The sequence below is a fragment of the Lysinibacillus sp. COL-1 genome, assembly GCF_059814265.1.
In genome coordinates, this window is the sequence record NZ_JCAWSJ010000004.1 from 2078080 (window position 1) to 2101407 (window position 23328).

Annotated in this window: 23 protein-coding genes and 1 riboswitch; of the genes, 16 read left to right on the top strand and 7 right to left on the bottom strand. The window is 38.6% G+C overall.

Annotated features, from left to right (window positions below; all coding sequences use genetic code 11):
- The first annotated feature begins 24 nt into the window (after positions 1-24).
- The 8 genes from AC6BKE_RS18685 (at position 25) to AC6BKE_RS18720 (ending at position 10100) form a co-directional block, all read left to right on the top strand.
- Complete coding sequence (locus AC6BKE_RS18685; protein ID WP_058844437.1) at positions 25-699, top strand: response regulator transcription factor; 675 nt, start codon at positions 25-27, stop codon at positions 697-699.
- Entirely contained in the window at positions 696-2081 is a 1386-nt protein-coding gene (locus AC6BKE_RS18690) for a HAMP domain-containing sensor histidine kinase (protein ID WP_036126039.1), read from the top strand. The genes AC6BKE_RS18685 and AC6BKE_RS18690 overlap by 4 nt, the downstream gene beginning before the upstream one ends.
- A gap of 232 nt (positions 2082-2313) precedes the next feature.
- On the top strand, positions 2314-5139 hold the full coding sequence (locus AC6BKE_RS18695; RefSeq protein ID WP_271913357.1) for a 2-oxoglutarate dehydrogenase E1 component: 2826 nt from the start codon (positions 2314-2316) through the stop codon (positions 5137-5139).
- Positions 5140-5233: 94 nt separating this feature from the next.
- Positions 5234-6493, top strand: coding sequence for a 2-oxoglutarate dehydrogenase complex dihydrolipoyllysine-residue succinyltransferase (odhB, locus tag AC6BKE_RS18700; protein ID WP_249645685.1), 1260 nt, complete (start codon positions 5234-5236; stop codon positions 6491-6493).
- Between the two features lie 342 nt (positions 6494-6835).
- A riboswitch (Lysine riboswitch) is annotated at positions 6836-7022 on the top strand.
- Positions 7023-7140: 118 nt separating this feature from the next.
- Positions 7141-7998, top strand: a complete 858-nt coding sequence (locus tag AC6BKE_RS18705; RefSeq protein WP_499857651.1) for a transporter substrate-binding domain-containing protein — start codon at positions 7141-7143, stop codon at positions 7996-7998.
- A gap of 170 nt (positions 7999-8168) precedes the next feature.
- Positions 8169-8894 carry an amino acid ABC transporter permease gene (locus AC6BKE_RS18710; RefSeq protein ID WP_036126030.1) on the top strand — a complete coding sequence of 242 codons (726 nt, stop codon included), beginning with the start codon at positions 8169-8171 and terminating at the stop codon, positions 8892-8894.
- Between the two features lie 12 nt (positions 8895-8906).
- Positions 8907-9638 (top strand): amino acid ABC transporter ATP-binding protein, encoded by a 732-nt coding sequence (locus AC6BKE_RS18715; protein WP_036126028.1) that lies wholly within the window; start codon positions 8907-8909, stop codon positions 9636-9638.
- 264 nt (positions 9639-9902) lie between these two features.
- Positions 9903-10100 (top strand): DUF6501 family protein, encoded by a 198-nt coding sequence (locus AC6BKE_RS18720; protein ID WP_036126026.1) that lies wholly within the window; start codon positions 9903-9905, stop codon positions 10098-10100.
- A 47-nt stretch (positions 10101-10147) separates the two neighbouring features.
- Here AC6BKE_RS18720 and AC6BKE_RS18725 read toward each other — a convergent pair whose 3' ends face one another.
- Together AC6BKE_RS18725 and AC6BKE_RS18730 are read right to left on the bottom strand one after the other, a co-directional pair.
- On the bottom strand, positions 10148-11215 hold the full coding sequence (locus tag AC6BKE_RS18725; RefSeq protein WP_342503808.1) for a toxic anion resistance protein: 1068 nt from the start codon (positions 11213-11215) through the stop codon (positions 10148-10150).
- The gene (locus tag AC6BKE_RS18730) at positions 11212-11862 is read right to left on the bottom strand and encodes a 5-bromo-4-chloroindolyl phosphate hydrolysis family protein (protein WP_036126015.1); all 651 of its coding nucleotides are present in this window, start codon (positions 11860-11862) and stop codon (positions 11212-11214) included. The genes AC6BKE_RS18725 and AC6BKE_RS18730 overlap by 4 nt, the downstream gene beginning before the upstream one ends.
- Before the next feature lie 406 nt (positions 11863-12268).
- On the opposite strand from AC6BKE_RS18730, the gene AC6BKE_RS18735 reads away from it, so the two are divergent.
- Both AC6BKE_RS18735 and AC6BKE_RS18740 read left to right on the top strand, forming a co-directional pair.
- Positions 12269-12478 (top strand): hypothetical protein, encoded by a 210-nt coding sequence (locus AC6BKE_RS18735; protein ID WP_271913365.1) that lies wholly within the window; start codon positions 12269-12271, stop codon positions 12476-12478.
- A 107-nt stretch (positions 12479-12585) separates the two neighbouring features.
- Positions 12586-13107 (top strand): hypothetical protein, encoded by a 522-nt coding sequence (locus tag AC6BKE_RS18740; protein WP_058844433.1) that lies wholly within the window; start codon positions 12586-12588, stop codon positions 13105-13107.
- A gap of 152 nt (positions 13108-13259) precedes the next feature.
- Here AC6BKE_RS18740 and AC6BKE_RS18745 read toward each other — a convergent pair whose 3' ends face one another.
- Positions 13260-13541 (bottom strand): acylphosphatase, encoded by a 282-nt coding sequence (locus tag AC6BKE_RS18745; RefSeq protein WP_036126007.1) that lies wholly within the window; start codon positions 13539-13541, stop codon positions 13260-13262.
- Between the two features lie 45 nt (positions 13542-13586).
- Complete coding sequence (locus tag AC6BKE_RS18750; protein WP_036126005.1) at positions 13587-15314, bottom strand: methyl-accepting chemotaxis protein; 1728 nt, start codon at positions 15312-15314, stop codon at positions 13587-13589.
- Positions 15315-15402: 88 nt separating this feature from the next.
- On the opposite strand from AC6BKE_RS18750, the gene AC6BKE_RS18755 reads away from it, so the two are divergent.
- The 3 genes from AC6BKE_RS18755 to AC6BKE_RS18765 all read left to right on the top strand — a co-directional run bounded on the left by AC6BKE_RS18755 (position 15403) and on the right by AC6BKE_RS18765 (position 17018).
- Complete coding sequence (locus tag AC6BKE_RS18755) at positions 15403-15723, top strand: DUF1033 family protein (protein WP_230593917.1); 321 nt, start codon at positions 15403-15405, stop codon at positions 15721-15723.
- Between the two features lie 221 nt (positions 15724-15944).
- Entirely contained in the window at positions 15945-16145 is a 201-nt protein-coding gene (locus AC6BKE_RS18760; protein WP_004230088.1) for a cold-shock protein, read from the top strand.
- Positions 16146-16526: 381 nt separating this feature from the next.
- The gene (locus AC6BKE_RS18765; RefSeq protein WP_058844432.1) at positions 16527-17018 is read left to right on the top strand and encodes a YkvA family protein; all 492 of its coding nucleotides are present in this window, start codon (positions 16527-16529) and stop codon (positions 17016-17018) included.
- Positions 17019-17070: 52 nt separating this feature from the next.
- Here AC6BKE_RS18765 and AC6BKE_RS18770 read toward each other — a convergent pair whose 3' ends face one another.
- On the bottom strand, positions 17071-17895 hold the full coding sequence (locus AC6BKE_RS18770) for a S1C family serine protease (RefSeq protein WP_340808984.1): 825 nt from the start codon (positions 17893-17895) through the stop codon (positions 17071-17073).
- Between the two features lie 58 nt (positions 17896-17953).
- The gene (locus AC6BKE_RS18775; RefSeq protein ID WP_499857654.1) at positions 17954-18580 is read right to left on the bottom strand and encodes a hypothetical protein; all 627 of its coding nucleotides are present in this window, start codon (positions 18578-18580) and stop codon (positions 17954-17956) included.
- Between the two features lie 169 nt (positions 18581-18749).
- On the opposite strand from AC6BKE_RS18775, the gene AC6BKE_RS18780 reads away from it, so the two are divergent.
- The 3 genes from AC6BKE_RS18780 to fabF all read left to right on the top strand — a co-directional run bounded on the left by AC6BKE_RS18780 (position 18750) and on the right by fabF (position 21122).
- Entirely contained in the window at positions 18750-19220 is a 471-nt protein-coding gene (locus AC6BKE_RS18780; protein WP_499857655.1) for a DinB family protein, read from the top strand.
- An 81-nt stretch (positions 19221-19301) separates the two neighbouring features.
- A complete protein-coding gene (locus tag AC6BKE_RS18785; protein ID WP_499857656.1) occupies positions 19302-19859 on the top strand; it encodes a TetR/AcrR family transcriptional regulator in 558 nt (185 codons plus the stop codon).
- Positions 19860-19886: 27 nt separating this feature from the next.
- Complete coding sequence (fabF, locus tag AC6BKE_RS18790) at positions 19887-21122, top strand: beta-ketoacyl-ACP synthase II (RefSeq protein ID WP_499857657.1); 1236 nt, start codon at positions 19887-19889, stop codon at positions 21120-21122.
- Between the two features lie 453 nt (positions 21123-21575).
- Here the strand turns inward: fabF and AC6BKE_RS18795 are convergent, their stop codons facing one another.
- Entirely contained in the window at positions 21576-23180 is a 1605-nt protein-coding gene (locus tag AC6BKE_RS18795) for an ABC-F family ATP-binding cassette domain-containing protein (RefSeq protein WP_036125988.1), read from the bottom strand.
- Positions 23181-23328 lie beyond the last annotated feature (148 nt).

Genomic DNA, 23328 nt, shown 5'->3' on the forward strand with positions numbered 1-23328 from the left:
TATTTTAGAATAGAAGGTGATACAATGCCTAAGAAGATATTGTTGGTAGAAGATGAGAAGCATATTGCGCGTTTTGTTGAACTAGAATTACAGCATGAGGGCTATGAGGTGAAAACAGCCTTTGATGGACGGGATGGACTGGCTTTGGCCACTACGGAAAATTTTGATGTTCTCTTATTGGATGTGATGCTGCCAGGCATTAATGGCATTGAAATTTGCCGCCGTATCCGAACGCAGTCACAGGTGCCAATTATTTTATTAACGGCGAGAGATGCTGTAATGGACCGTGTAGCGGGCTTAGATGCAGGAGCCGATGACTATATCGTCAAGCCTTTTGCTATTGAAGAGCTGCTTGCTAGAATACGGACGATTTTACGTCGTGTCACACCAGAGCCTACTAGCAGCGAATCTTTATGTTTACGAGATATTGAAATAGATGTGGCAGCCTATGAAGTTTTTGTTCAAGGGAATAAACTTGACCTAACAAAGACAGAATATGATTTACTAAAACTATTAATCGAGCACAAAAATAGAGTGTGTACGAGGGAGCATATTTTAACGTCAGTTTGGGGCTATGATACGGATATCGAGACCAATGTAGTAGACGTTTATATCAGACATTTACGCACAAAGCTCCCTGGTGATATGAACGCTTATATAGAAACTGTTCGTGGTGTTGGGTATGTGATGCGTGAATGAATAAATTAAAAAATTATGTACGTCACCAATCTTTACAGAAAAAATGGATGCTGACATCAAGTAGTGTCATCTTTATTAGCTTTACAATTATTTGTATAGTCGTTTATCTTTCGCTTCATACATGGCTCTTAAACGATGAGGAAGGTAAGGTCAAACGTACAAGTGACGATATTATCTCCTTTTTAGAATCACAAGGTCCTAATGTTACCATTCAGCAAATACAACAAAATACAGGTTTGCTCAAATCCATTGCCGATCGCGATGAAACGGTCAGAATATTTAATAGAGATGGAGTGGATATTTTACGTATCAATGATACTTCAGCTGCTGCACCGCTACAATCGATGCAAGAAGTTCTGGAAATGACCATCGATAAGAAGGATGTACTCGTCATCAATGAACCGATACGGATCGGCTTTTTTCAAGGCTATATCCAAGTTATTCATCCTTTGACTAGCTTTCAATCCCTTATGCATTACCTTCTGACAGCGATGCTAATAGCGGGGATAGGGGCATTGATACTATCAGGCTCCATTGGCTATTATTTGGCCAATTATTTAATGAAGCCATTACATGAATTGCGTGCATCCATGAAGACGGTGGTAGACCAAGGATTTAATCAGCCTATCCAGCTAACCTATACATCACAGGATGAGATTGGTGATCTGTTAAAAATGTACAATGCGATGATGAATGAGCTGCAAATTTCCTTTACCCAGCAGCAACAATTTGTCGCAGATGCTTCCCATGAACTGCGAACACCGATTCAAGCCATTGAAGGGCATCTCTCCTTGTTAAAAAGATGGGGCAAAGATGATCCAGCCATTTTAGAAGAATCCATTGATACTTCACTAACGGAAATTGCTCGGATGCGTAAAATGATTGAGGAATTATTAGAGCTTGCACGACGTGAGGAAAAAGATGAGGCAAGTGAGGCAAATGCACTAGTAGTAATAGAAGCCGTCATGGAGGAGCTACAGCTTGTCCATCCACAAGCACGAATATCGCTGTCGAAAAATGGCGAAATCGGTCCGTTATTTATTACCGAAAATGCACTAAGTCAAATCGTTCGTAATATAATAGAGAATGCAATTCGTTATTGTGAAAAAATTCCTGAGATTGAAATTTCTCTTACAACTGCTGGAAAAATTGCATGTTTAGAAATTGCTGATAATGGTATAGGAATAGCAGAAGAGAATATGCCGTTTATCTTTGATCGATTTTATCGAGTGGATGAAGCAAGAAATCGTCAAATTGGTGGAACTGGCTTAGGACTTAGCATTTCGAAGATGTTACTTGAAAAATACAATGCGACAGTAGAAGTCAAGAGTGAGGTTAATATTGGAACCGTTTTCTCGCTAAGAATACCGCTAAAATATTAAGAAAAATTCACGCTTTATTTCATTATTCTATCCTTTGCGAAAAAAATTGCTTAATTTGCTAAAAAGAGTTGTATTTTTTGTGAAGAGTAGTAAGATTGAGATGGAAAAAACGTTCTTTAAAATATGGAAAAGTAGTGTGAAACTTTCTTTTAAAGAACGGCTAAATATTATATAATTAATTGTAATTTAATTAATGGAACTGCCGAAAGGCAAAATTTGGAGGTCATTTTTCATGTCGAACAACGTTACAACTGTAAGTTCTCCATGGTCAGCTTTCTCTGGTCCTAACCTAGGATATGTGATGGAGCAATACGACTTATTCTTACAGTCTCCTGAAGAAGTAGAACCGGAGTTAGTTTCTTTATTCCAACAATTTGGTGCACCAGTAGTAGTAGAAGGTGAAGTAGCTGTAGTTAGTCATACAGCAGCGGCTCCTGCTGGCGATTACAAAAAAGTGTTAGCCGCTGTGAAATTAGCAGACGCAATCCGTTCACACGGTCATTTAGCGGCAGATATTTATCCTCTGAAAAACCGTGAACTACAAACAGCTCAAATTGAAGAAAGCGCGTTCAACTTAAGCGCTGCGGATTTAGCTGAAATTCCTGCAGCAATCTTCTTCAAAGATGTGCCAGCAAACGTGAAAAATGGTAAGGATGCAATCGACTATCTAAAAGCTGTTTATACAGATAAAGTGGCATTTGAATACGGTCACGTAGTAGCTACAGAAGAACGTGATTGGATTCAAGCGCAAATTGAATCAGGCTTATTTAAACAAGCATTATCTTCTGAAGAGAAGAAAGCCTTATTAGATCGTTTAACTCGCGTTGAAAATTTCGAAAAATTTATTCATAAAACTTTTGTAGGGCAAAAGCGTTTCTCTGGTGAGGGCTTAGATACGCAAATCGTTCTATTTGATGAAATCGTTAAAACAGCAGAAGCCAAAAATGTAGAAAATGTACGTATTGGTATGGCACACCGTGGTCGTTTAAATGTTTTAACACACATCTTAAACAAACCTTATGACATGATGTTCTCTGACTTTGCACATGTTTCAAATGAGTTATTTATGCCTGAGCATGGCCGCCTTGAAATTACAAAAGGTTGGACAGGTGATGTGAAATACCATATGGGTGCTTCTTACAACCGTGAATCGGGTATGAATGTTAAATTGGCTTACAACCCATCTCACTTAGAAGTTGGCAATCCAGTTGTACTTGGAGCTACTCGTGCAACACAAGATGATACGTCTAAACCAGGCCAAGCGGTACACGACCGTACTAAAGGCTTAGGTATTTTAGTGCACGGTGATGCTGCATTCCCAGGTCAAGGGATTGTGACTGAGGTTTTAAACTTTGCTAAAACAGAAGGCTTTACAACAGGTGGTACAATCCACATTATCGCGAACAATATGATCGGTTTCACAACTGAGCATTATGATTCTCGTTCTTCTGTGTACTCTTCTGACCCAGCAAAAGGTTACGAGGTACCAGTAATCCATGTCAACGCAGATAGCCCAGAGGCAGTAGCGCAAGTGGGTCGTTTTGCTGCTAACTACCGTCAAAAATTCGGCAAAGATATTATTGTAGACTTAGTTGGTTACCGTCGCCATGGTCATAATGAAACAGATGACCCAACTGTGACAAACCCAGAAACATACAAATTGGTTTCTAAACATGAAACAGTGCGTGCTTTATATGGAGCACAATTAGTGGCTGAAGGTCTTCTATCTGCTGAAGATGTAGCTGCCTTAGATACAGCAATCTATGCAGAAATGCAAGCAGCCTATGACCATGTAAGAGAAATGGCAGATAAAGATGATCATCAGCATTTAGAAATGCCAGCAGAATTAAAAGTAGAGTTCCCACAAATTGATACAGCAGTTGGTGCGGAACGTTTAGAAAAAATCAATGAAGAGCTTTTAGTGTTTGAAGAAAACTTCGAGCCACAGAAAAAGCTTGGCAAAATTTTAGAAAAACGTCGTGATGCCTATGCATCAGCAAAAATTGACTGGGGCCATGCAGAAACGTTAGCATATGCGACAATTATCCAAGACGGCACACCAGTACGTTTTACAGGTCAAGATGCTCAACGTGGTACATTCTCTCAACGTCACTTAGTACTTCACGATAAAAACAATGGGAATGTCTTCACACCGCTTCATCATATTTCTGGTGCGAGTGCATCCTTCTCAGTACACAACTCTCCACTGACTGAAGCGGGAGTAGTAGGCTTTGAGTATGGTTACAACCTAGAAAATAGTCATGTTTTAACAGTGTGGGAAGCACAATTCGGTGACTTTGCGAACATGGCACAAGTGATGTTTGATAACTTTATTTCAGGGGCACGCTCTAAATGGGGCCAAAAATCTGGATTAGTGATCCTTTTACCACATGGTTATGAAGGTCAAGGTCCAGAGCACTCTTCAAGCCGTATGGAACGCTATTTACAAATGTCAGCTGAAAACAACTGGTTTGTAGCGAACTGTTCAAATGCAGGTAACTACTATCATTTATTACGCCGTCAAGCAGCGTTATTAGGTACAGAAGGGGTACGTCCACTTGTAGTCGTATCACCAAAATCACTATTACGTCACCCATTAGCGGCGGCGAATGCTGAACAATTGGCAAATGGTTCATTCCAAGAAGTGATTGAACAACCAGGTTTAGGCGCTAAACCAGAAGCTGTAGAGCGTATCGTTTTAGGAACTGGTAAAGTGATGATCGACTTAGCGGATCGCGTAAAAGACGGAGAAGGCTTCGATCATTTACACATTATTCGTGTAGAACAACTTTACCCATTCCCAAAAGAGCAAGTTGCTGGTATTATTGCTAAGTATCCAAATGTGAAAGAAATTGTTTGGGTACAAGAAGAACCTAAAAACCAAGGCTCATGGAATTATGCATTAGAAACATTATATGAACTTTCAGAAGGTAAAAAACTTCGCTATGTAGGTCGTCCTGCAATGAGCTCAACTTCTGAAGGGGATGCAGATTCTCATAAAGCAGCACAAGCAGCATTAATTGAAGCGGCAGTTGCTGAGCCAGTGAAGGTTAAATAATCACATATAAATTTTTGAAAAAACCGGGCTACTTGCCCTCAAGCAGTAGCCCTTTTATGTGCGTCATGCACGTTAATCAAAGGAGGAAATGAAAGTGGCTGAAATTAAAGTCCCTGAATTAGCAGAATCGATTACAGAAGGTAGTATCGCACAGTGGGTAAAAAAAGTGGGCGATCGCGTTGAAAAAGGTGAATTCATCGTTGAACTTGAAACAGATAAAGTAAACGCTGAAATCATTTCTGAAGAAGCAGGTGTATTAACACAAATTTTAGCTGAAGAAGGCGATACTGTACTAGTTGGTCAAGTTATCGCAGTAGTAGAAGCAGGCGAAGGCGCAGCACCTGCACCTGCAGCGGCTCCAGCTGAAGCAGCTCCGGCTCCAGCAGCGCCACAAGCAGCATCTGCACCAGTAGCAGCGGCTCCAGTTGTAGAAGAAACTTCTGGTGAGCGAGTAATCGCCTCTCCAGCAGCACGTCGTCTTGCTCGTGAAAAAGGTATCAACCTTGCAGCAGTATCTCCAGTAGATCCACAAGGACGTGTACGTGTACAAGATGTAGCAGCTCATGGTACAGCTCCAGCTGTAGCACCAGTAGCAGCACCTACATCAGTAGCAACTTCAGGTGGCCCAGTAGTATTTACACCAGCAGCTAATTCTGACCGTGTAACAGTTGAAAAAATGAGCCGTCGTCGCCAAACAATTGCTAAACGTTTATTAGAAGTGAAACAATCAACAGCAATGTTAACAACATTTAACGAAATTGACATGACAAATATCATGGCACTTCGTAAACGTAAACAAGAAGAGTTTGTAAAAGCAAACGACATCAAACTTGGTTTCATGTCATTCTTCACAAAAGCTGTTGTTGCGGCACTAAAAAAATACCCATACGTAAACGCTCAAATCTCTGGTGATGAAATTCATTTAAATAACTTCTTTGATATCGGTATTGCTGTATCAACTGAAGAAGGTTTAGTTGTACCAGTTGTACGCGATGCAAACAGCAAAAACTTTGCAGAAATCGAAAAAGATATCGCTAACTTAGCGACAAAAGCTCGTGATAAAAAATTAGGCTTAAATGACATGGCTGGTGGATCATTCACAATTACAAATGGTGGTGTATTCGGTTCATTAATGTCAACTCCTATTATGAACGGTACGCAAGCTGGTATTTTAGGTATGCACTCAATTGTTAACCGTCCAGTTGCAGTAAATGGTGAAGTTCAAATCCGTCCAATGATGTATGTAGCACTTTCTTACGATCACCGTATCATCGATGGAAAAGATTCTGTAGGATTCTTAAAAACAGTTAAAGAATTAATCGAAAATCCTGAAGATTTACTATTAAATTCATAATGCGATTCAACCCTGCGAACAATGTTCAGCAGGGTTTTTTTATGCATGACGAAAGATTTTGACCGATTCTATGTTTGAAAGAGTACTAATGTTATATCGTTTAGAGGAGCAAAAAAGACATAAACACAACTTTTCTCACATAGAGCACATACTCTATAATAAAAATTTGTTTTAATTTTCAGAAATATCGATAGAAGCTTAACGATTTAAAATGAATAGAGAACGAACAATATCCTAATATTGTCATTAGTCAGAAAAATGTTAAAACTGTCTTGACGAGTGTACTAGTTTTATAGTAGTATCTAAATATCAATTAAATAAACAAACCTCACTAACGTTTACCAGTGAGGTAGAGGCGCGGTATTTATTAGTTCATTGTTGAGTTCAAGCAAGCGAAGACGCAATGAAGAAGGAAATATCGCCGAAGTATAAAAGGAGCTCGTACTTTTATGCTGGGTCTGCAGTGAATAAGTGCAGGACTGTCCTAGTAAATGGATTTCCAGATTTACTAGGTTGTGCTATCTCGGAAAATGGAAATTATAGTGAGGATTTGGGCAACTGTCATACAAGGTAAGACCTAAGTTCAATATACTTAGGTCTTTTTTATTACAGTTGTCTTATTTTTTTACAGAAAAGGGGAGTTTTTTATGAAAAGAAAATGGTTGTTAGTAATGATCTCTATCATGACAGCAATTGTGCTAGCTGCATGTGGCACTAGCGACAAAAATGATGGCGGTTCAGGTGATGCTGGTGCTGACAAGGAAGCAAGTGGCGGTGAATTCCGAATCGGAATGGAGGCTGGCTATCCACCATTTAACTGGACACAGCAAGGTGATGCTAATGGTGCAGTGAAAATTGCTGATAATGCAGAGTATGCAGGCGGCTACGATGTCCAAATGGCAAAAAAAATTGCTGAAGGCTTAGGCAAAGAGCTAGTCATTGTCAAAATGGAATGGGACGGATTAGTACCAGCGCTACAATCTAACAAAATTGATGCGATTATCGCGGGTATGTCACCAACTGAAGAGCGTAAGAAAACGATTGATTTTACAGAAAACTACTATACTTCTGATTTCGTTATGGTTATTAAGAAAGGTAGCAAGTATGAAAATGCAAAATCGATTCAAGATTTCTCTGGTGCTAAAATTACTTCACAATTAAATACATCGAACTACAACGTTATTGATCAAATTAACGGTGTAGAAAAACAAACAGCAATGGAAAGCTTCCCCGCAATGCGTGTCGCTTTAGAGGCTGGCAAAATTGATGGCTATGTAGCAGAACGTCCAGAAGGTATTTCCGCTGCTGCTGCCAACGATAAGTTCACATATGTCGCATTTGAAGAAGGCTTTGATACGGATCTTTCCAATACTTCGATTGCTGTAGGCTTACGTAAAGACGATGCAAACCGTGAAAAAATCAATGAAATCCTAAAAGGTATTTCGGAAGACGATCGTCAAGCGATTATGGAAGAAGCGATTTCTCAACAACCAGCAGCACAATAATGACAAGGCACGGGCTAGTTGCTGGTCCGTGCATGATCATTTCATCATTATCAAAATGAGAACCTCTCTACATAATGATAATGTCCTAGCGTAACAAATCATAGAATAGTAGAAATAGCTAGGACACGAAGGAAATAAGCAAGCAACATGACATTGTTAGGAGGAACATCATGAGTCTTGAATGGATACTTTCAATTATTGAAAACAACTGGCAAATGTTTTTACGAGGTGCGTATTATACGTTACTGATTTCGATTATTAGTACAATTATTGGTGCATTCATCGGATTTTTCATTGGAATTATGCATACGATTCCAGTTCGTAAAAAAGGTTTAAAATTTTATAGCTTAAAGCTTATTAATTTTATCCTGACATGCTATGTTGAATTTTTCCGTGGTACACCAATGATTGTACAGGCTATGGTAGTCTACTACGGACTAGATATTGCATTTGGTATCGATATGCATTTTATTACAGCAGGTATTTTAGTCGTTTCCCTTAACACAGGGGCCTATATGGCAGAAATTGTTCGAGGTGGTATTGTCTCGATTGATAATGGTCAATACGAGGCAGCGTCGGCAATTGGTATGAATCACTTCCAAATCATGCTGCATGTTGTTTTACCACAAGTAGCACGCAATGTCTTGCCGGCGACAGGTAACCAATTAATTATGAATATTAAGGATACAGCCGTATTAAATGTCATTGGGGTAACGGAATTATTCTTCCAAACAAAATCAATTTCAGGTAACAACTTCCGTTATTTTGAATCATTCTTTGTTGCATGTATTCTTTATTTTATCATGACATTTACCGCATCTCGCATCCTTCTCTATGTTGAAAAACGTCTAGATGGACCTGATGCCTATCAAAAAGAACAAAAAGAAGCTGTATAGGGGGACGCACAAATGGCAGTGATTAAGATTGAACATTTAAGTAAATCATTTGGACGTAACCAAGTGTTAAAAGATGTAAATTTCCAAGTAGAAAAAGGCGAAGTCGTTTGTTTAATTGGCTCTTCTGGTTCGGGTAAATCGACATTACTTCGTTGCATCAATTTATTAGAAACGCCAAGTGGTGGTCAAATTATTTATAAAGGGGAAGACATTTTAGATGATAAGCACAATATTCAAGAATATCGTACACATCTAGGAATGGTATTCCAGCAATTCAATTTATTTAACAATCACAATGTGTTAAACAATTGCACAGTGGGCCAAATCAAAGTATTGAAGCGATCAAAGAAAGAAGCAGAAGAAACGGCGCTTAAATATTTGAATATCGTTGGTATGGATCAATATGTGAACGCCAAGCCTCGTCAGCTTTCAGGGGGGCAAAAGCAGCGTGTGGCTATCGCTCGAGCATTGTCAATGAATCCAGATGTCATGCTATTTGATGAACCGACTTCGGCATTAGACCCAGAAATGGTCGGTGAGGTATTAAAGGTGATGCGACAGTTAGCCACTGAGGGGAATACAATGTTAATCGTGACACATGAGATGGAGTTTGCCAAAGAGGTGGCAGATCGTGTCGTCTTTATGGATAAAGGCATCATTGTCGAGGAAGGCCCGCCATCACAAGTATTAGTAAACCCTCAGCATGAACGGACAAAAGAATTTTTAAAGCGGACATTAAAATAAGCATAGAAAAAGTGAGTCCGATTTATTGGACTCACTTATTTTCTAGAATTCCATTCTGCATAAAGAACAAAGCAGATTGCAAATGCTACAGCAATAATAAAAAACCATTGCGGTACACCACCAAAACTCATCATAACACCTCAAATAGTCATTTTTTTTGGATAGAATAGCTATAGTCTTTCTTTTTTCTCCACAAAAGCCCAAAAATATTATAAAATAAGCAATAGACATTAGCTTCGGCTAGTAAAGAGAGGTAGAGAGAATATGTTACATTTAAAATGGAAAGATGCGCCAACACTACGAACGATAACTTGCAAACATACAAATGCATCAAAATACTTAGTGTCCAATGTATTAACAGTAGGGAAAGAATATGAAGTAAAAAATGAAACAGAAGAGTTCATTTTTATCATCGATAATACAGGTAATGTCGGTGGCTACTATAAAGATTATTTTGAATAACATAAAACAGGGTGGTTCAGATTATATGCTGAGCCACCCCTTTTTTGTTAATCGCGCTGATAGCCTCTGGCACCTGCCACATCTTGTAGCTGTTGTTTTTCTTGTTCAGTTGCTGTATGCAGGGCAAACACATCTTTAATCGCGGTTTGCAGTTCTCGCTGCGTTTCTTTAAATTTCGAAACCTGTTGTTCAAACGATGGACTAGAGAAGCGATCATGTGCCTGAGCTAATCGTTCTTCTAGCTGTGCATAGTGATGATCCATATGCATAGAAAGCATCATCGCCAGCTGATTTTTCCAAAGAGGAATCAAAGTGACAATCGAAAATTCAATTTTTTCCGCTAACATTTGATTCGCCTGTTGAATCATGCGTATTTGAGGAGCCGTTTGCAGCGCTACTTGCTGTGATACTTGTAAATCATAAATACGTTGATCCAACCTTTCAATTTGTGCGGCAAAGTCATTGAGCTGCTGAATAGCAAGCGGTTGTTTCGTTGCTTGAACACTCGTTATTTGTGTGGGTAACTCAACCTCAATGGCTTGCTGTTTTTTCATTTGACCTGCTGCAATGGCAGTAGCCAGCTCCTCAAAAAATCCACGATTATGAGCATAAAGCGCTTCTAAGTTTTCGACATCCTTGATCAACTGAAGCTGTGCACGCTCTAGCTGAACGCCAATACGTTCCACCTGAATACTAATACGCTCAAATTCTGTTAATGTTTGCTTCACAGTCGGCTCTGTTTTTCCAAAGATTTTTTTGAAAAAGGTTTGTTTCTTTGGTTCTAAAGCCGTCGGGTCTATTCGATCTAACGTGTGCATTAAGGAATCAAGCATTTGACCGATTTTTGAGACGTCCTTTTGCTTCACTTGCGCAAGCATGCGATCAGCAAATTGAGACAGGGCTCGCTGTGAATCTTGCCCAAGGGACAGCAATGATTCAAAATCTGTCAAATCAATTTGACTAGCATAAAGTAAGGCACGACTTTGTGCAAGAGGCGATAGCGTTTCATAAGTCGCCATCGCCTCATTTTGTGGAGTTGTTTCTAAATAGGATTGGACTAGTGGAGAAAGCCCTGGTATGGTATTCAGTTGAAATGCGTGTTCATTTGCTGTCATTTATCGTCCCCTCGCCAATCCAATTGTTCTCTACGTCTAAGATTAGAACGATTTGCGAATTCAATCTCCATTTGTAGGGTATCAATATCATTAGCAAGCGCGTCCTTTAAATCAATTTGAATCGTATCATTTAAATCAGTTAGCGTTTCACGTGTTTTTGATAATGTTAATTGAATTTCTTTATCCTTCACAGGCTGCTTCGAAAGCATTGTATACTTATCCGTTAATTCCACAGCAGAAGGTAAGTGTGCATAGAAAAAGGGCTCTACATTATAAAATTTTCGTGGGTCTGTCTTCACAATTTTGACGATATTTTTAGAAATACGCGTCATTTCAAGTAATTGTTTAAAAGCAGATACAGAACGTACGCGTAAATAGTTTTGACTTAATGTTTGAATATGCTTATTAGCTGCTGATAATTGTGTTTCAATATGCTTGAATTCTTCTTTTGTAATACCTGCTATTTGCATGACTTTCTTTTTTTGTCTATGTTTCAGCAACGCTGTACTCGTCGCGTAGGAACCCGCAAACAGTAAACCACCAAGGAAGAATCCAGGATTTGCCGCAATTGCTGCGATAGAAACGGTCGTAAGCGAAATAAGAAAGCTGGCAGAATGTCTAGAAAAAAACTGTCCGACACTAAGCATTGTTTCATCCTCCTTGCTTTTCAATATGTCTATCTTCTTATACGAAATAATCGACATAAAGTTTCATTGAAAATGATCCCTTACATAAATTTTACTGCTATTTGTTAACTTTCTCAATGATAATACATAGAATAAGTGAATTGTTTCTCCAAATGCGTCGATTTTGTCCTCCTAATGAACGATTGTGGCATTGGCATGAGCGATTCAACGGTCATTTCCCCATATCAGTACTAATAACCATTCAAGCGTTAACTAAAACAGTAGCATCCATTCATAAATAGGATGACCCAACCCCAAAAACATTATGAATGGGAACAAAATGATAGGTCTTAGCTCAAGGGCACGTCTTTTTTAAATTGAAACTTTACCCAAATAAATTCGTAAAATAGTTAAAGGGGGAAAGAGCATGACAAAAATTTATATGATGTCGATTACTAAAAATATAGATGAACAAGTATGGGAGCAAAAGGTGATAGAAAAGATCTTTGAGAAAAAATCAAAGCTAAAAGCGTATTTATGCAAAGAGGGATATTTGAAGGAATCCAAAAATCAATATGTGAAAATCAATGAAGCATCTATCTATGTTGCGACGATTCAAAAAATAAAAATTAAATAATCGTCAGAAGTCTGAACGTGGCTTTTTGTTGCCTTTTATAGTTCTTACAATAATGCGGTGTAGTATTAATTTAATAGAAGTAGGAAGAAAGGTATGGAGATTATTTGATGAAGAAAGATATTCAAGAGTTGCTTGATGATCACAATTTATTTGCGAGACAAATTGCTAATGTAAGGTTATCGAATTTATCATTTGATGTATATGAATTTAGAGATAACTATGTTATGCAAGTCGATTTAATATTTGCAGAAAAAAGTCAATTTGATACTATTCAAGAGGCATTTTCAGCGATCTTTAAAAAGGAATTGTTTGATGGAGAGGAGTGGGAAGTTAATGATGACCCAGACCCTTCAGATGAACAATGGATAACGGCGTTAGAAATGGGCTGGATTAATGAGTATTACCCCAAAAAATACAGTTATATGGAGTTAGTGAACAAAGATGATTTTATCAGTAGATTTAAAAATGAGTTAGCATACCTTAATGCTCAAGAGGCCATTGTAAAAGAACTTTTAACTAGATTGAATAATGTCGAAATTATTCAAATAAAAAAGGGACATACATATGATTATATATTTGGAAAATCTGATAGTCATTATTTTTTATTTGAATGGGGAATATATGATTAGTATGTTGTTGACTATTACGAACATTAAATAACGCTCAAATGAAAAGATGTTCCTAGTTTTGGGGAATGTTTCAAATCAATATAGGGCGAAAAGGGAATGCTTTCTTTACTCTTTTTGACGTCCCGTATAACAGTACAAAAAAAAGAGCCAGACTAAACAATGTCTGACTCCATACGTACATATCCTTTTAACTCATCGTACAATTCTAATGAAAATGAATTGGAATCTGCTTGAGGGCTGACGCCTTTTTGGACAAAAAGGAGGAATTCATTAAGCGCTTTTTCAGAGCCTTCCACTTCCACTTCAATTTGCTCTGCGTCATTCAATCGGCAGTAGCCTTTTAACCCTAATTCAATAGCTTTTTGTTTGATGAAAAAACGGTAGCCTGTGCCGTAAACATCACCAAAAAATTTGATACTTGCTCGTTTGTTCAAGGGAATACCTCCTAGCTAATGGGGGAGAGGGATGAGCCTCTCCGTTTATTGCATGACACGTTCTTTTTCTAAATAGGCAATTAAGTTATTAATATAATAAAGAACATGCTTAGATGCCTCATCTACTTCCTTTAAATGGACATCGGCTTGCTCGATATGGCCAGCTTTATGGGCTTCTGCAGCAAGCTTCGCTGATTCATGGACACGTAAATGATAGCCATCCAACTCATGATAGTCCTGTAAATGGCCGAAACGTTCTACTGTCCGTGGCGCTGTGTACCATTTGCCAAGTCGGCAATCTCGATGAGAAGAAACATCGCTTGGTTCCACTTTTTCTAGGCCAAGGAACATATTATAAATGCGCCATTTCCATAAAATATGATCAGCCTTCGATAATTGTAAAAGAGCAATAGATGAAAGCTGCACATTATTGTTGGCAATAATATCATTACGGAAACGGTTAATTTCTTTCCCTAATAAATGAATGTCACTGGATGTATTATGGCTATAATCACGAATATCTTCCTGCAAACTTGAAATTTCAATCATTCTCGCAGAGACTTCATCAATTGCAGCTGCTTGTTGTTGTGAAATGGCTGCTGTATTTGTAACATCTAAATTAATGCCTTCAATCGCATGCACAATGGCATTTAATAATGGTAATGAATCTTTTGCCTCGACAGTAGCTTCTTTAATGATGGCTGTCGTTTCTGTAATGGAATGAGACACATCATTGGAATAACTCTTTAAATGATGAACATTCGCAGATACTTCGCTTAGAGCAGAGACCGTGTTTTCAGCTAGCTTTCGTACTTCTTGTGCTACGACCGCAAAGCCTTTTCCATGTTCACCTGCACGTGCGGCTTCGATGGAGGCATTGAGAGCAAGTAAATTCGTCTGATCTGCAATTTGGTTGATTAACGTGACAACCTGCTCAATATCATTTACCCGCTTTTGCAATTCTGAAAATGATTCTACGATAGAAGTAAACGTTTCTTCCGTTTTAAAAATTTCTGATAAGGCATGCTCAATCGCATTTTTCCCTTGCGTTGCATGGTCAACAGATTCAGTCGTTTTCTCAGATATATGAGAAGACATACGCGCTACCTCATTAATAGAAGCGGCAATCTGTTCTGTTGCAGCAGTGGAGGATTGAATTTCCTCATTTTGTTTATCTAAGCTAAAGACCAAATCTTTCATGTACATAATTTTGGCATTAACATCCATTAAAGAGGATACTTCGCCCACTACATTTTCAATAATGCGTTCCGTCAAGACTTCCACTAATAATTCTTGATCGACATTGACAGCGGATTGGAATGATTTCATAAATTGAAATGCCTTATTCGGCTTGATACCAAAATTGTGTAAAATATATGTCGTAATATAAAATGCGAATTGATTAAATACGACAATTAGTTTACCAGGCTCATATTGATGCTTGCGAAATAGATTGAAAAATTTGACAGTTTCGTCTACATAATTATCATCACGTGTTGCTAAGAAAAATTGTGTTAAGTATTGATTGATATTTTCTTCACTAATGGTTAATTGAGAGGTAGGGGATATCTCGCTTAAATAATGATGAAAAATGGCATTCATGGAGGGGGTAATATCTTTTAGCTTTTGATAGAGTGTCCTCAAATGCTCCTCATCCTGTGAATGAAAATGGTTGAATGCCAGTGTTTGATGGAATCGGCCTGTTGCATGCAAATCCGTACCACGTTTTAGAAGTTCTTCTAACTCTGCTTTAGGTCGAATACTTGAAAACATAAAAATTCCTCCCAAAAAGTATGTATAATAAGGTAATAATAGCATAATTCAGGTGGTTTTAATAGACATTTCAGATGTGTTTGCTAAAATGAAATTATCTAATGACAGCAAGGAATGGGCAAATATGTATACAATTATTTACATGAAAGCGGACTACGAGCCTTGGTGGAAATTTGAAGGCTGGGAAGCTTTTATTCAAACACAAGATACATTTGAAACGAAGGAGCTTTTTGAAAGTGCATTACAGCAAAAATTAGCACACTTTCGTTCCTCTTATGACAATGAAATGACGAAAGAAGGGCAGTATTGGGCTTTTTGGTCTGATGACGAAAGCTTCTATTGTGAGGCTTGTGATGACGATGCACAAGTTTATCATGGCATTATTGCTTGTAAAATCGGAGAGTTGTAAAAAGATTTTGAAATAAAGTAAAAAAACAATTTCTTTATTTGACAAAATTATGAATGGCGGTTATACTTAGGTTAACAATTTAATTGCTTCACCGGAAACATGAATTCACATATTACAAAAAGTGATCGCGTTAGTTCGGTACTCTTTGTAATATGTGAATTTTTTTCATTCCTTGAAGAAATTACATATTGTTCACTTTTATTTTTTGGAGGTTTTCTTAAATGAAACAAGGTACAGTAAAATGGTTTAACTCAGAAAAAGGTTTTGGATTCATCGAAGTTGAAGGTGAAAACGACGTATTCGTACACTTCTCAGCTATCCAAGGCGAAGGTTTCAAAACACTTGACGAAGGTCAAAAAGTGGAATTCGAAGTTGTAGATGGCAACCGCGGACCACAAGCTGCTAACGTAACTAAACTTTAATTCTCAGTAATTAAAAAATACTTTCGTTAAACCCAGACATCCTATGCAAATAGGATGTCTTTTTTTGTAGCATTTAAAAGTTTAAGGGATTACAAATCATTATTTAGGTTATATATAGAGTAGTGGATAGAATGAGCAAAGTGAAGGATAGCCCGCAAAATTGGAGAGCATCTGAGCAAAGCGGTGGATAGGATAGCAAAAGTAGCGGATAGACTGCGTAAAGCGAAGGATAGCTTTATGAAAGTAGTGGATAGACCACATAAAGTGAAGGATAGCCTGCAAAATTGAAGGGCAACCGAGCTAGTAGAGAAAAGACTGCACTTAATAGTAGCGAATACCATGGAAAAAATTCTAGATTGTTTGTAATAATGAAGGAGGTAGATGGATTTGCAGAATGTAGAAAAATTGCCTGAGGAACAGGAGCAGCAAGATTTTTATCAGAAGTTGCGTATGAAATTAGTAGCTTTTCTTGGATCGAAGAAGGGGAAAAAGAATAAATTTACGTCTTATTTAATGTTTGTGCCTGATTTATTTCATTTATTAATTAAAACAGTAACCGATGCGGGTGTAGATAAGAAAAGTCGAGCTTTAATAGGGGCTTCTATTGCGTATTTTGTGCTACCGATTGATCTGATGCCAGAGGGATTATTAGGCTTTGGTGGCTACTTAGATGATGTGGTGCTGGCGACTTTTGTGATTAATACGATCATCAATAAATTGGGGCCAGAAGTAGTGGAAAAGCATTGGACGGGGGATGATAAGCTGTTACATGTGCTACAAAAAGTTGCAGAAGTGAGTGATGAGGTAGTCAGTAAGATTCCTGTGAAATCGCCAATCGCTCAGTTTGTAAAGCAAGAAAGTAAGGATAAATAATAATATTATGTAAACTCTATTCCCCCAAAAAATGAACCTGCTTACCACAAGTTCATTTTTTATGTTGCGCTTCTAATAAATGATGGAGCTGTTGAACGGGTACGAACAGGCCGACACGACCAATCGGCTCATGTTTCATCGTCGCAAAGATAATGCCAATGACCTTCCCCTGTTGGTCGATTACAGGGCTACCACTATTCCCTCGATAAACCGGGGCTTTCAGCATCATAACGGGCTCCTGCCAATCCTCTAATTGAATGGATTCTAGTAGTGTCCCTTCATTCGCAATACCTGTAAAGGCGAGAGGGTTACCAATAAAATAAATATGTTCATCCGCAGAAAAAGGTGGATCTTCTGCTAGTGGGAGATAGGGGAGTTGCTCGGCCTCCACTTGTACTAGAGCTAAATCTACTGCTGGATAACTTTCGATTAACGTTGCCTCCATCAATCCCTCGTCTGGAAATACAACAGATAATGAAGTGGCATCTTCTACTACGTGGGCATTGGTGACAATAAGCCCGTCAGGAGAAATGGCAAAACCAGTGCCTTTACTAGAGCCAGTCGAGATTTCAACGACTGCCTTTTTATAGGTTTGTATATCCTCTTGTGCCGAGAGCCGGGTTGAAACTTTGATGAATTCAATCGCTGGAATGGAATAAATTTGAAAAACCAAGGCGAATGTATTGAAAAACAGGACCATTGCCATGCTCCACACCATCCAGCGCACAAGAGGTTTTTGTTTTTTGGGTTTTTTTCCATGAAGCCGTTCTTCTCGTTCTCGTGCTAATGCTTTTTGTTGTTCTTCGAGTACGAGCTCAATGAATTCTTCTTCCGTCAATTCTTCTTGCTTGGATGTTGCATTATGTATGTCACTCATATAAGACCCCCTAAGCTAAAATAACAGGTGCCCAAGCTGGACGCCTGTTATCATCAAACTATTCTATCTTTTGCAAGGTGGATGTTACAACAAATGGTTCATCTTGATCTGTCTCCATCGTATCCTCTATGCGAATTAGGCCTATATCTTTCACAAAATATTTGGTCGTCGTCATTTGATCTTTAGAGCGGGTTAGCTGGATCACATCTTGATAAATGTTTGTTCCTGTATCAACAGTGGCGGTCGTTGATTGAATGGTCCAGCCTTGAAAACTTGTCCCAACTTGTAATGGCTTTTGAAGAATTGTTTCCAGTACAGGATAAGAAGCTGCCTCTGCTGCACTTGGCAAACTTGGATTGCTGTCAACTGGTTCCCGATAGACAAGGTCAATATTTGTATCCGTTATGCGATAGATTTTTAAGAGAGTCACACCACCATTATCCTCTGTTTGTGCAATATGCTGTGGATCGAGATAGGTTGTACGCAGTGTGAAGCTAGCAAACTCATTTCCTTCTCCTTGAAAGTAGGCCGTAGACCCATCAGCTGGAAAATAGGAGAGAAGCGATGTTTGTTTCTGCTCAACAGGCTGTTTGTCCTCCGCAGTTGGCGTGGGCTCTACTTTTCCTTCTTCATTACAACCGGTGAGTAAAAATGCAAGAGAAAATACTAGGACAAAGTGTCTCATAGGCATACTCCTTCGCTATTTTCTTTCATTATACGTGAATGCGAGACGTTATACGAGTGATATGAGGTTAATATAAATAATTATATTATGTAAACTATAATCAGAAACTTGTCTCCCATGGGAAAATTAACTATGATAGAAATGAAGTTGAAAAGTGGGGGGCAAAGATATGTATAGACAAATTGATGATTTTTTACAGGAATGGTCGAATGCATCTAAAGGAACACTGCAAGTATTACAGGCTCTAACAGATGATAAGCTAAATCAAAATATTGTGGAGGGCCACAGTACACTTGGCTGGCTAGGCTGGCATTTAGTTGGGGCTGCAGGCTATTTTAGTTATCTGGCAGGCTTAAAGGTGCCAATGATTCGACAAGAAGATCCCGTACCAACGACAGCTGCTGACATTGTGACTGCCTATGAAAATATTGCCAATGATATTAAAGAGGAAGTGGCAAAGCTTTCTAACGAAGATTTACTAGAGGTAGTCAATGGCTTTACAGCGCCAATGCCAAAAGGGGCTTTATTACGTGTATTGATCGACCATCAAACACATCATCGTGGACAAATGACGGTTCTGCTACGTCAAGCTGGTTTACCAGTACCTGGTGTGATGGGACCAACAAAAGAAATGCAATAATTATGCAAGCGGCAGATAAATCATTTATCTGCTGTATTTCTAAAAATTGACACTTACCTACTAGTAAGTTAGTATAAAACCATGACAAATAGAAAAACGCAAATTATAGAATTATCATTGAAGCATATTCAGGAAAAAGGTTTCACATCATTTAGTTATGACCATTTAGCTAAAGAGCTTGGCGTTACGAAGGCAAGTATTCATTATCATTTTGAAAAGAAAGGAGACTTAGGGGTTGCGGTTTGCGAAAGGATTCAACAAGGGCTAAAAGGGACGTATAAAACGATTCAAGATTCCGCTATACCAGTGGAGGAAAAACCGTTCGCTTTTATTTTGCAACGAGTAAAATGCCTAGAAAAAGAGGGTGTTTGTCCTATTTCAGCTTTACAGGCAGATTATCAAGAATTACCACAACGGATGCAAGACAAGCTACAACAGCTTAGTCAAATGGAAATCGATGTTTTTGTAGCCCTATTGAAGGAAGCCAAACAACAGGGTGCACTCCAAGCGACGGATGATTTAGAGTCTCTAGCCATATTGCTTATTTCTAGTACAAAGGGTGCGTTACAATATAAACGCGTTTTAGGAGAAGCGTTTTTTGTAAAAATGCTGGAGCAATTAAAGGCGTTATTAAAATAATTTTCTAAATAAGAAGGAGAGATGTGCATGGTACGAAGAGTCGTTGTGACTGGATATGGTGTTATATCTCCATTAGGGAATACAGTTTCAGCCCTATGGGAGAATATAAAAACTGGGAAATCAGGAATTCAAAAAATTCAAGGAAAGCAATTCAGCGGTATTAATACGCAAATTGCAGGGACGATTACAGATTTTGACGCAACACAGTATATGGATAAAAAAGAAATCAGTAAGTATGATTTATTTGTGCAATATGCAGTTGCCGCTTCTCAACAAGCTTTAGAGCAAGCCAATTTAAATATGGAGCAGATCGATAAGGAGCGTCTAGGTGTTTATGTTGGCTCAGGCATTGGTGGTATTGAGACGATTTTAGAGAATCATCAGGCAATGCTCGATAATGGGCCTAGAAGGGTGTCCCCATTCATGGTGCCAATGATGATTAGCAATATGGCCGCGGGAATACTAGCGATACAAACAGGCTTTAAAGGGCCAAGCTTTTCACCTGTCTCAGCCTGTGCAACAGGAAACCAAGCGATTGGAGAAGCCTTCTTAGCTATACGACATGGCTATGCGGATGGCATTTTAGCAGGTGGAGCAGAGGCGCCCATCAATCCACTTAGCTTTGCAGGTTTCTCACGAATGAAAGCAATGTCTACCAGAAATGATGAGCCAGCAAAAGCAAGCCGTCCCTTCGACAGTGAGCGAGATGGCTTTGTCATGTCAGAAGGAGCTGGCATCGTATTCTTAGAGGAATATGAACATGCCAAACAAAGGGGCGCAACGATTCTTGGTGAGATTGTAGGCTATGGTGTCACAACAGATGCTTACCACATTACAGCACCTGATTATACGGGCGCTGCCAATGCGATGAAATTAGCCTTAAAAATGGGCGATATAGATGTATCGACTGTCGATTACATTAATGCGCATGGTACTAGTACACCAGAGGGCGATAAATCCGAAACAAAGGCAATTAAAAGTGTCTTTGGCGAACATGCCTATCACTTAAAGGTGAGCTCTACAAAATCGATGACAGGGCATCTCTTTGGAGCGGCTGGGGGCATCGAAGCCATTGTTACATTGAAAAGTATAATGGAAGGCATCATTCCGCCAACCATTAATTACGAAACACCAGATCCAGAGTGTGATTTAAACTATGTGCCGAACAAGGCACTGCAACAACCTGTCAATATTGCGTTATCCAATGGTTTTGGCTTTGGAGGTCATAATGCCGTACTAGCGTTTAAAAAGGTGGAGGAATAAAAATCGAGTAATCGTGGATGAAAAGAATGGTAGGAGCATCCAGCTTCTTACCATTCTTTTATTTTTGCCCCTCCTAAGAAATCGTTTCAATAAGCCTTTCTTATAATAAATAAATCAATCAAAAGCTATATTATGGTAATTGGAAAAGGTAGAGAATTATCAGCAGGACAAGCAAATCTCTATGTCGTGGGGGAGTGGTTGTATCAGGGCTTTTCAAGGTTTCGATCAAAACTAGTTATTATCATCTAGACAAAAAATTCTTTCAATCTTTCTTAATCAAATGTCCTTTACCACTGCCTCTAATGCTGTTTTATTTCCGTGGACATCCGAAATAATTGCAATTTTGCCCCTCCTAAATCATCTTTTGTATCTTAATAGCATTCTATAAATTATGACAGCATCCGCTACAAAAAAATCCTCTACCTAATGCTGGTAGAGGATTTTTGGTAGAAATTAGCTTAAGCCTTGGCTGTCTTTCCACTCTAAGAATTCATCATATGTTAATTGTTTATCTAAAATTGAGCCGTCTTCACGGATTTCGATGACACGGTTGGCGATTGTTTGGATAAACTGATGGTCATGTGATGTGAAAATCATGGCACCTTTGAAACGAATTAAGCCTTCGTTCAATGCTTGAATGGATTCAAGGTCAAGGTGGTTCGTTGGTTCATCAAGTAAAATCACGTTTGCTGTCGCAAGCATCATTTTTGATAACATACAACGAACTTTTTCGCCTCCTGATAGAACAGCAGGGGATTTTTTCACTTCTTCACCAGAGAATAGCATACGTCCTAAGAATCCACGTAGGAAGCTTTCTGTTTCATCGTCTGGAGAATATTGACGTAGCCATTCCACTAATGTTTTCTCAGAACCTTCAAAGTACTTGTCATGATCGTTTTCGAAGTAGCTTTGAGATGTTGTGACACCCCATTTAAATGATCCAGCATCTGCTTCTTTTTCTTCCATTAAGATATCAAGAAGGGCTGTTTTCGCCATTGGGCTACCAAGTAAAACGATTTTGTCTTCTTTGTTCATAGAGAAGCGAATGTCTTTGAATAATGTTGCGCCTTCATGACTTGCTGTCAAATCTTCTACTGTCAGTACATCATTACCGATTTCACGACCGATTTGGAAGTTGATAAATGGATATTTACGGCTTGATGGCTTAATATCATCGAGCTCAATTTTATCCAGCATTTTTTTACGAGATGTTGCTTGTTTTGATTTAGAAGCATTCGCAGAGAAGCGTGCGATAAACGCTTGTAATTCTTTAATTTTTTCTTCTTTTTTCGAATTTTGATCTTGCGCCATTTTTTGCGCTAATTGAGAAGATTCATACCAAAAATCATAGTTACCTACGTATAATTGGATTTTAGAGAAGTCCAAATCCGCAATATGTGTACATACTTTGTTTAAGAAGTGACGGTCATGGGATACTACGATGACTGTATTTTCAAAGTTAATCAGGAATTCCTCTAACCATTGAATCGCCTTTAAGTCAAGGTGGTTGGTAGGCTCATCGAGTAAAAGGACATCAGGCTGACCAAATAGTGCCTGTGCAAGTAAAACTTTGACTTTGTCAGAACCTTCAAGATCGCCCATTAGCATGTAATGAAGATCATCTGAGATACCTAAACCGTTTAATAATGTTGCAGCTTCTGATTCAGCTTCCCAACCGTTTAGCTCGGCAAATTCACCTTCTAGCTCAGCTGCACGCATGCCATCTTCATCTGAGAAGTCTTCCTTCGCATAGATAGCGTCTTTTTCTGTTTTTACGTCATAGAGGCGTTTATTCCCCATAATAACTGTGTCGAGCACTGTATGCTCATCGTATTCAAAGTGGTTTTGTTTTAGGACAGATAAACGTTCGTCCTTGCCCATGGATACGTTACCTTCTTGGGCTTCAATTTCACCAGAAAGGATTTTTAAAAATGTTGATTTACCAGCACCATTTGCCCCAATTAAACCGTAGCAATTTCCTGGTGTGAATTTTATATTTACGTCTTCAAATAGTTTACGATCGCCATAGCGAAGACCTACATTACTAACTTGAATCATGCAAGTTCCTCCTTTTTTCACAATGGCTCTAGTATAGCATGAAATATGTTCCATAGTCTATAAACATTATTAAATCAAGGTTTGGCGTTCTTTCAATAGTTGTTGTTAAACAAAAACTGAATAAAGATACATTTTTAAAATTTTTCTT

What these genes read in the sequence shown, in the direction of transcription:
- AC6BKE_RS18685 (WP_058844437.1), top strand. Translation starts at nt 25, where the DNA reads ATGCCTAAGAAGATATTGTTGGTAGAAGATGAGAAGCATATTGCGCGT.
- AC6BKE_RS18690 (WP_036126039.1), top strand. Translation starts at nt 696, where the DNA reads ATGAATAAATTAAAAAATTATGTACGTCACCAATCTTTACAGAAAAAA.
- AC6BKE_RS18695 (WP_271913357.1), top strand. Translation starts at nt 2,314, where the DNA reads ATGTCGAACAACGTTACAACTGTAAGTTCTCCATGGTCAGCTTTCTCT.
- AC6BKE_RS18705 (WP_499857651.1), top strand. Translation starts at nt 7,141, where the DNA reads ATGAAAAGAAAATGGTTGTTAGTAATGATCTCTATCATGACAGCAATT.
- AC6BKE_RS18710 (WP_036126030.1), top strand. Translation starts at nt 8,169, where the DNA reads ATGAGTCTTGAATGGATACTTTCAATTATTGAAAACAACTGGCAAATG.
- AC6BKE_RS18715 (WP_036126028.1), top strand. Translation starts at nt 8,907, where the DNA reads ATGGCAGTGATTAAGATTGAACATTTAAGTAAATCATTTGGACGTAAC.
- AC6BKE_RS18720 (WP_036126026.1), top strand. Translation starts at nt 9,903, where the DNA reads ATGTTACATTTAAAATGGAAAGATGCGCCAACACTACGAACGATAACT.
- AC6BKE_RS18725 (WP_342503808.1), bottom strand. Translation starts at nt 11,215, where the DNA reads ATGACAGCAAATGAACACGCATTTCAACTGAATACCATACCAGGGCTT.
- AC6BKE_RS18730 (WP_036126015.1), bottom strand. Translation starts at nt 11,862, where the DNA reads ATGCTTAGTGTCGGACAGTTTTTTTCTAGACATTCTGCCAGCTTTCTT.
- AC6BKE_RS18735 (WP_271913365.1), top strand. Translation starts at nt 12,269, where the DNA reads ATGACAAAAATTTATATGATGTCGATTACTAAAAATATAGATGAACAA.
- AC6BKE_RS18740 (WP_058844433.1), top strand. Translation starts at nt 12,586, where the DNA reads ATGAAGAAAGATATTCAAGAGTTGCTTGATGATCACAATTTATTTGCG.
- AC6BKE_RS18750 (WP_036126005.1), bottom strand. Translation starts at nt 15,314, where the DNA reads ATGTTTTCAAGTATTCGACCTAAAGCAGAGTTAGAAGAACTTCTAAAA.
- AC6BKE_RS18755 (WP_230593917.1), top strand. Translation starts at nt 15,403, where the DNA reads ATGAAATTATCTAATGACAGCAAGGAATGGGCAAATATGTATACAATT.
- AC6BKE_RS18760 (WP_004230088.1), top strand. Translation starts at nt 15,945, where the DNA reads ATGAAACAAGGTACAGTAAAATGGTTTAACTCAGAAAAAGGTTTTGGA.
- AC6BKE_RS18765 (WP_058844432.1), top strand. Translation starts at nt 16,527, where the DNA reads ATGGATTTGCAGAATGTAGAAAAATTGCCTGAGGAACAGGAGCAGCAA.
- AC6BKE_RS18770 (WP_340808984.1), bottom strand. Translation starts at nt 17,895, where the DNA reads ATGAGTGACATACATAATGCAACATCCAAGCAAGAAGAATTGACGGAA.
- AC6BKE_RS18775 (WP_499857654.1), bottom strand. Translation starts at nt 18,580, where the DNA reads ATGAGACACTTTGTCCTAGTATTTTCTCTTGCATTTTTACTCACCGGT.
- AC6BKE_RS18780 (WP_499857655.1), top strand. Translation starts at nt 18,750, where the DNA reads ATGTATAGACAAATTGATGATTTTTTACAGGAATGGTCGAATGCATCT.
- AC6BKE_RS18785 (WP_499857656.1), top strand. Translation starts at nt 19,302, where the DNA reads ATGACAAATAGAAAAACGCAAATTATAGAATTATCATTGAAGCATATT.
- fabF (WP_499857657.1), top strand. Translation starts at nt 19,887, where the DNA reads ATGGTACGAAGAGTCGTTGTGACTGGATATGGTGTTATATCTCCATTA.
- AC6BKE_RS18795 (WP_036125988.1), bottom strand. Translation starts at nt 23,180, where the DNA reads ATGATTCAAGTTAGTAATGTAGGTCTTCGCTATGGCGATCGTAAACTA.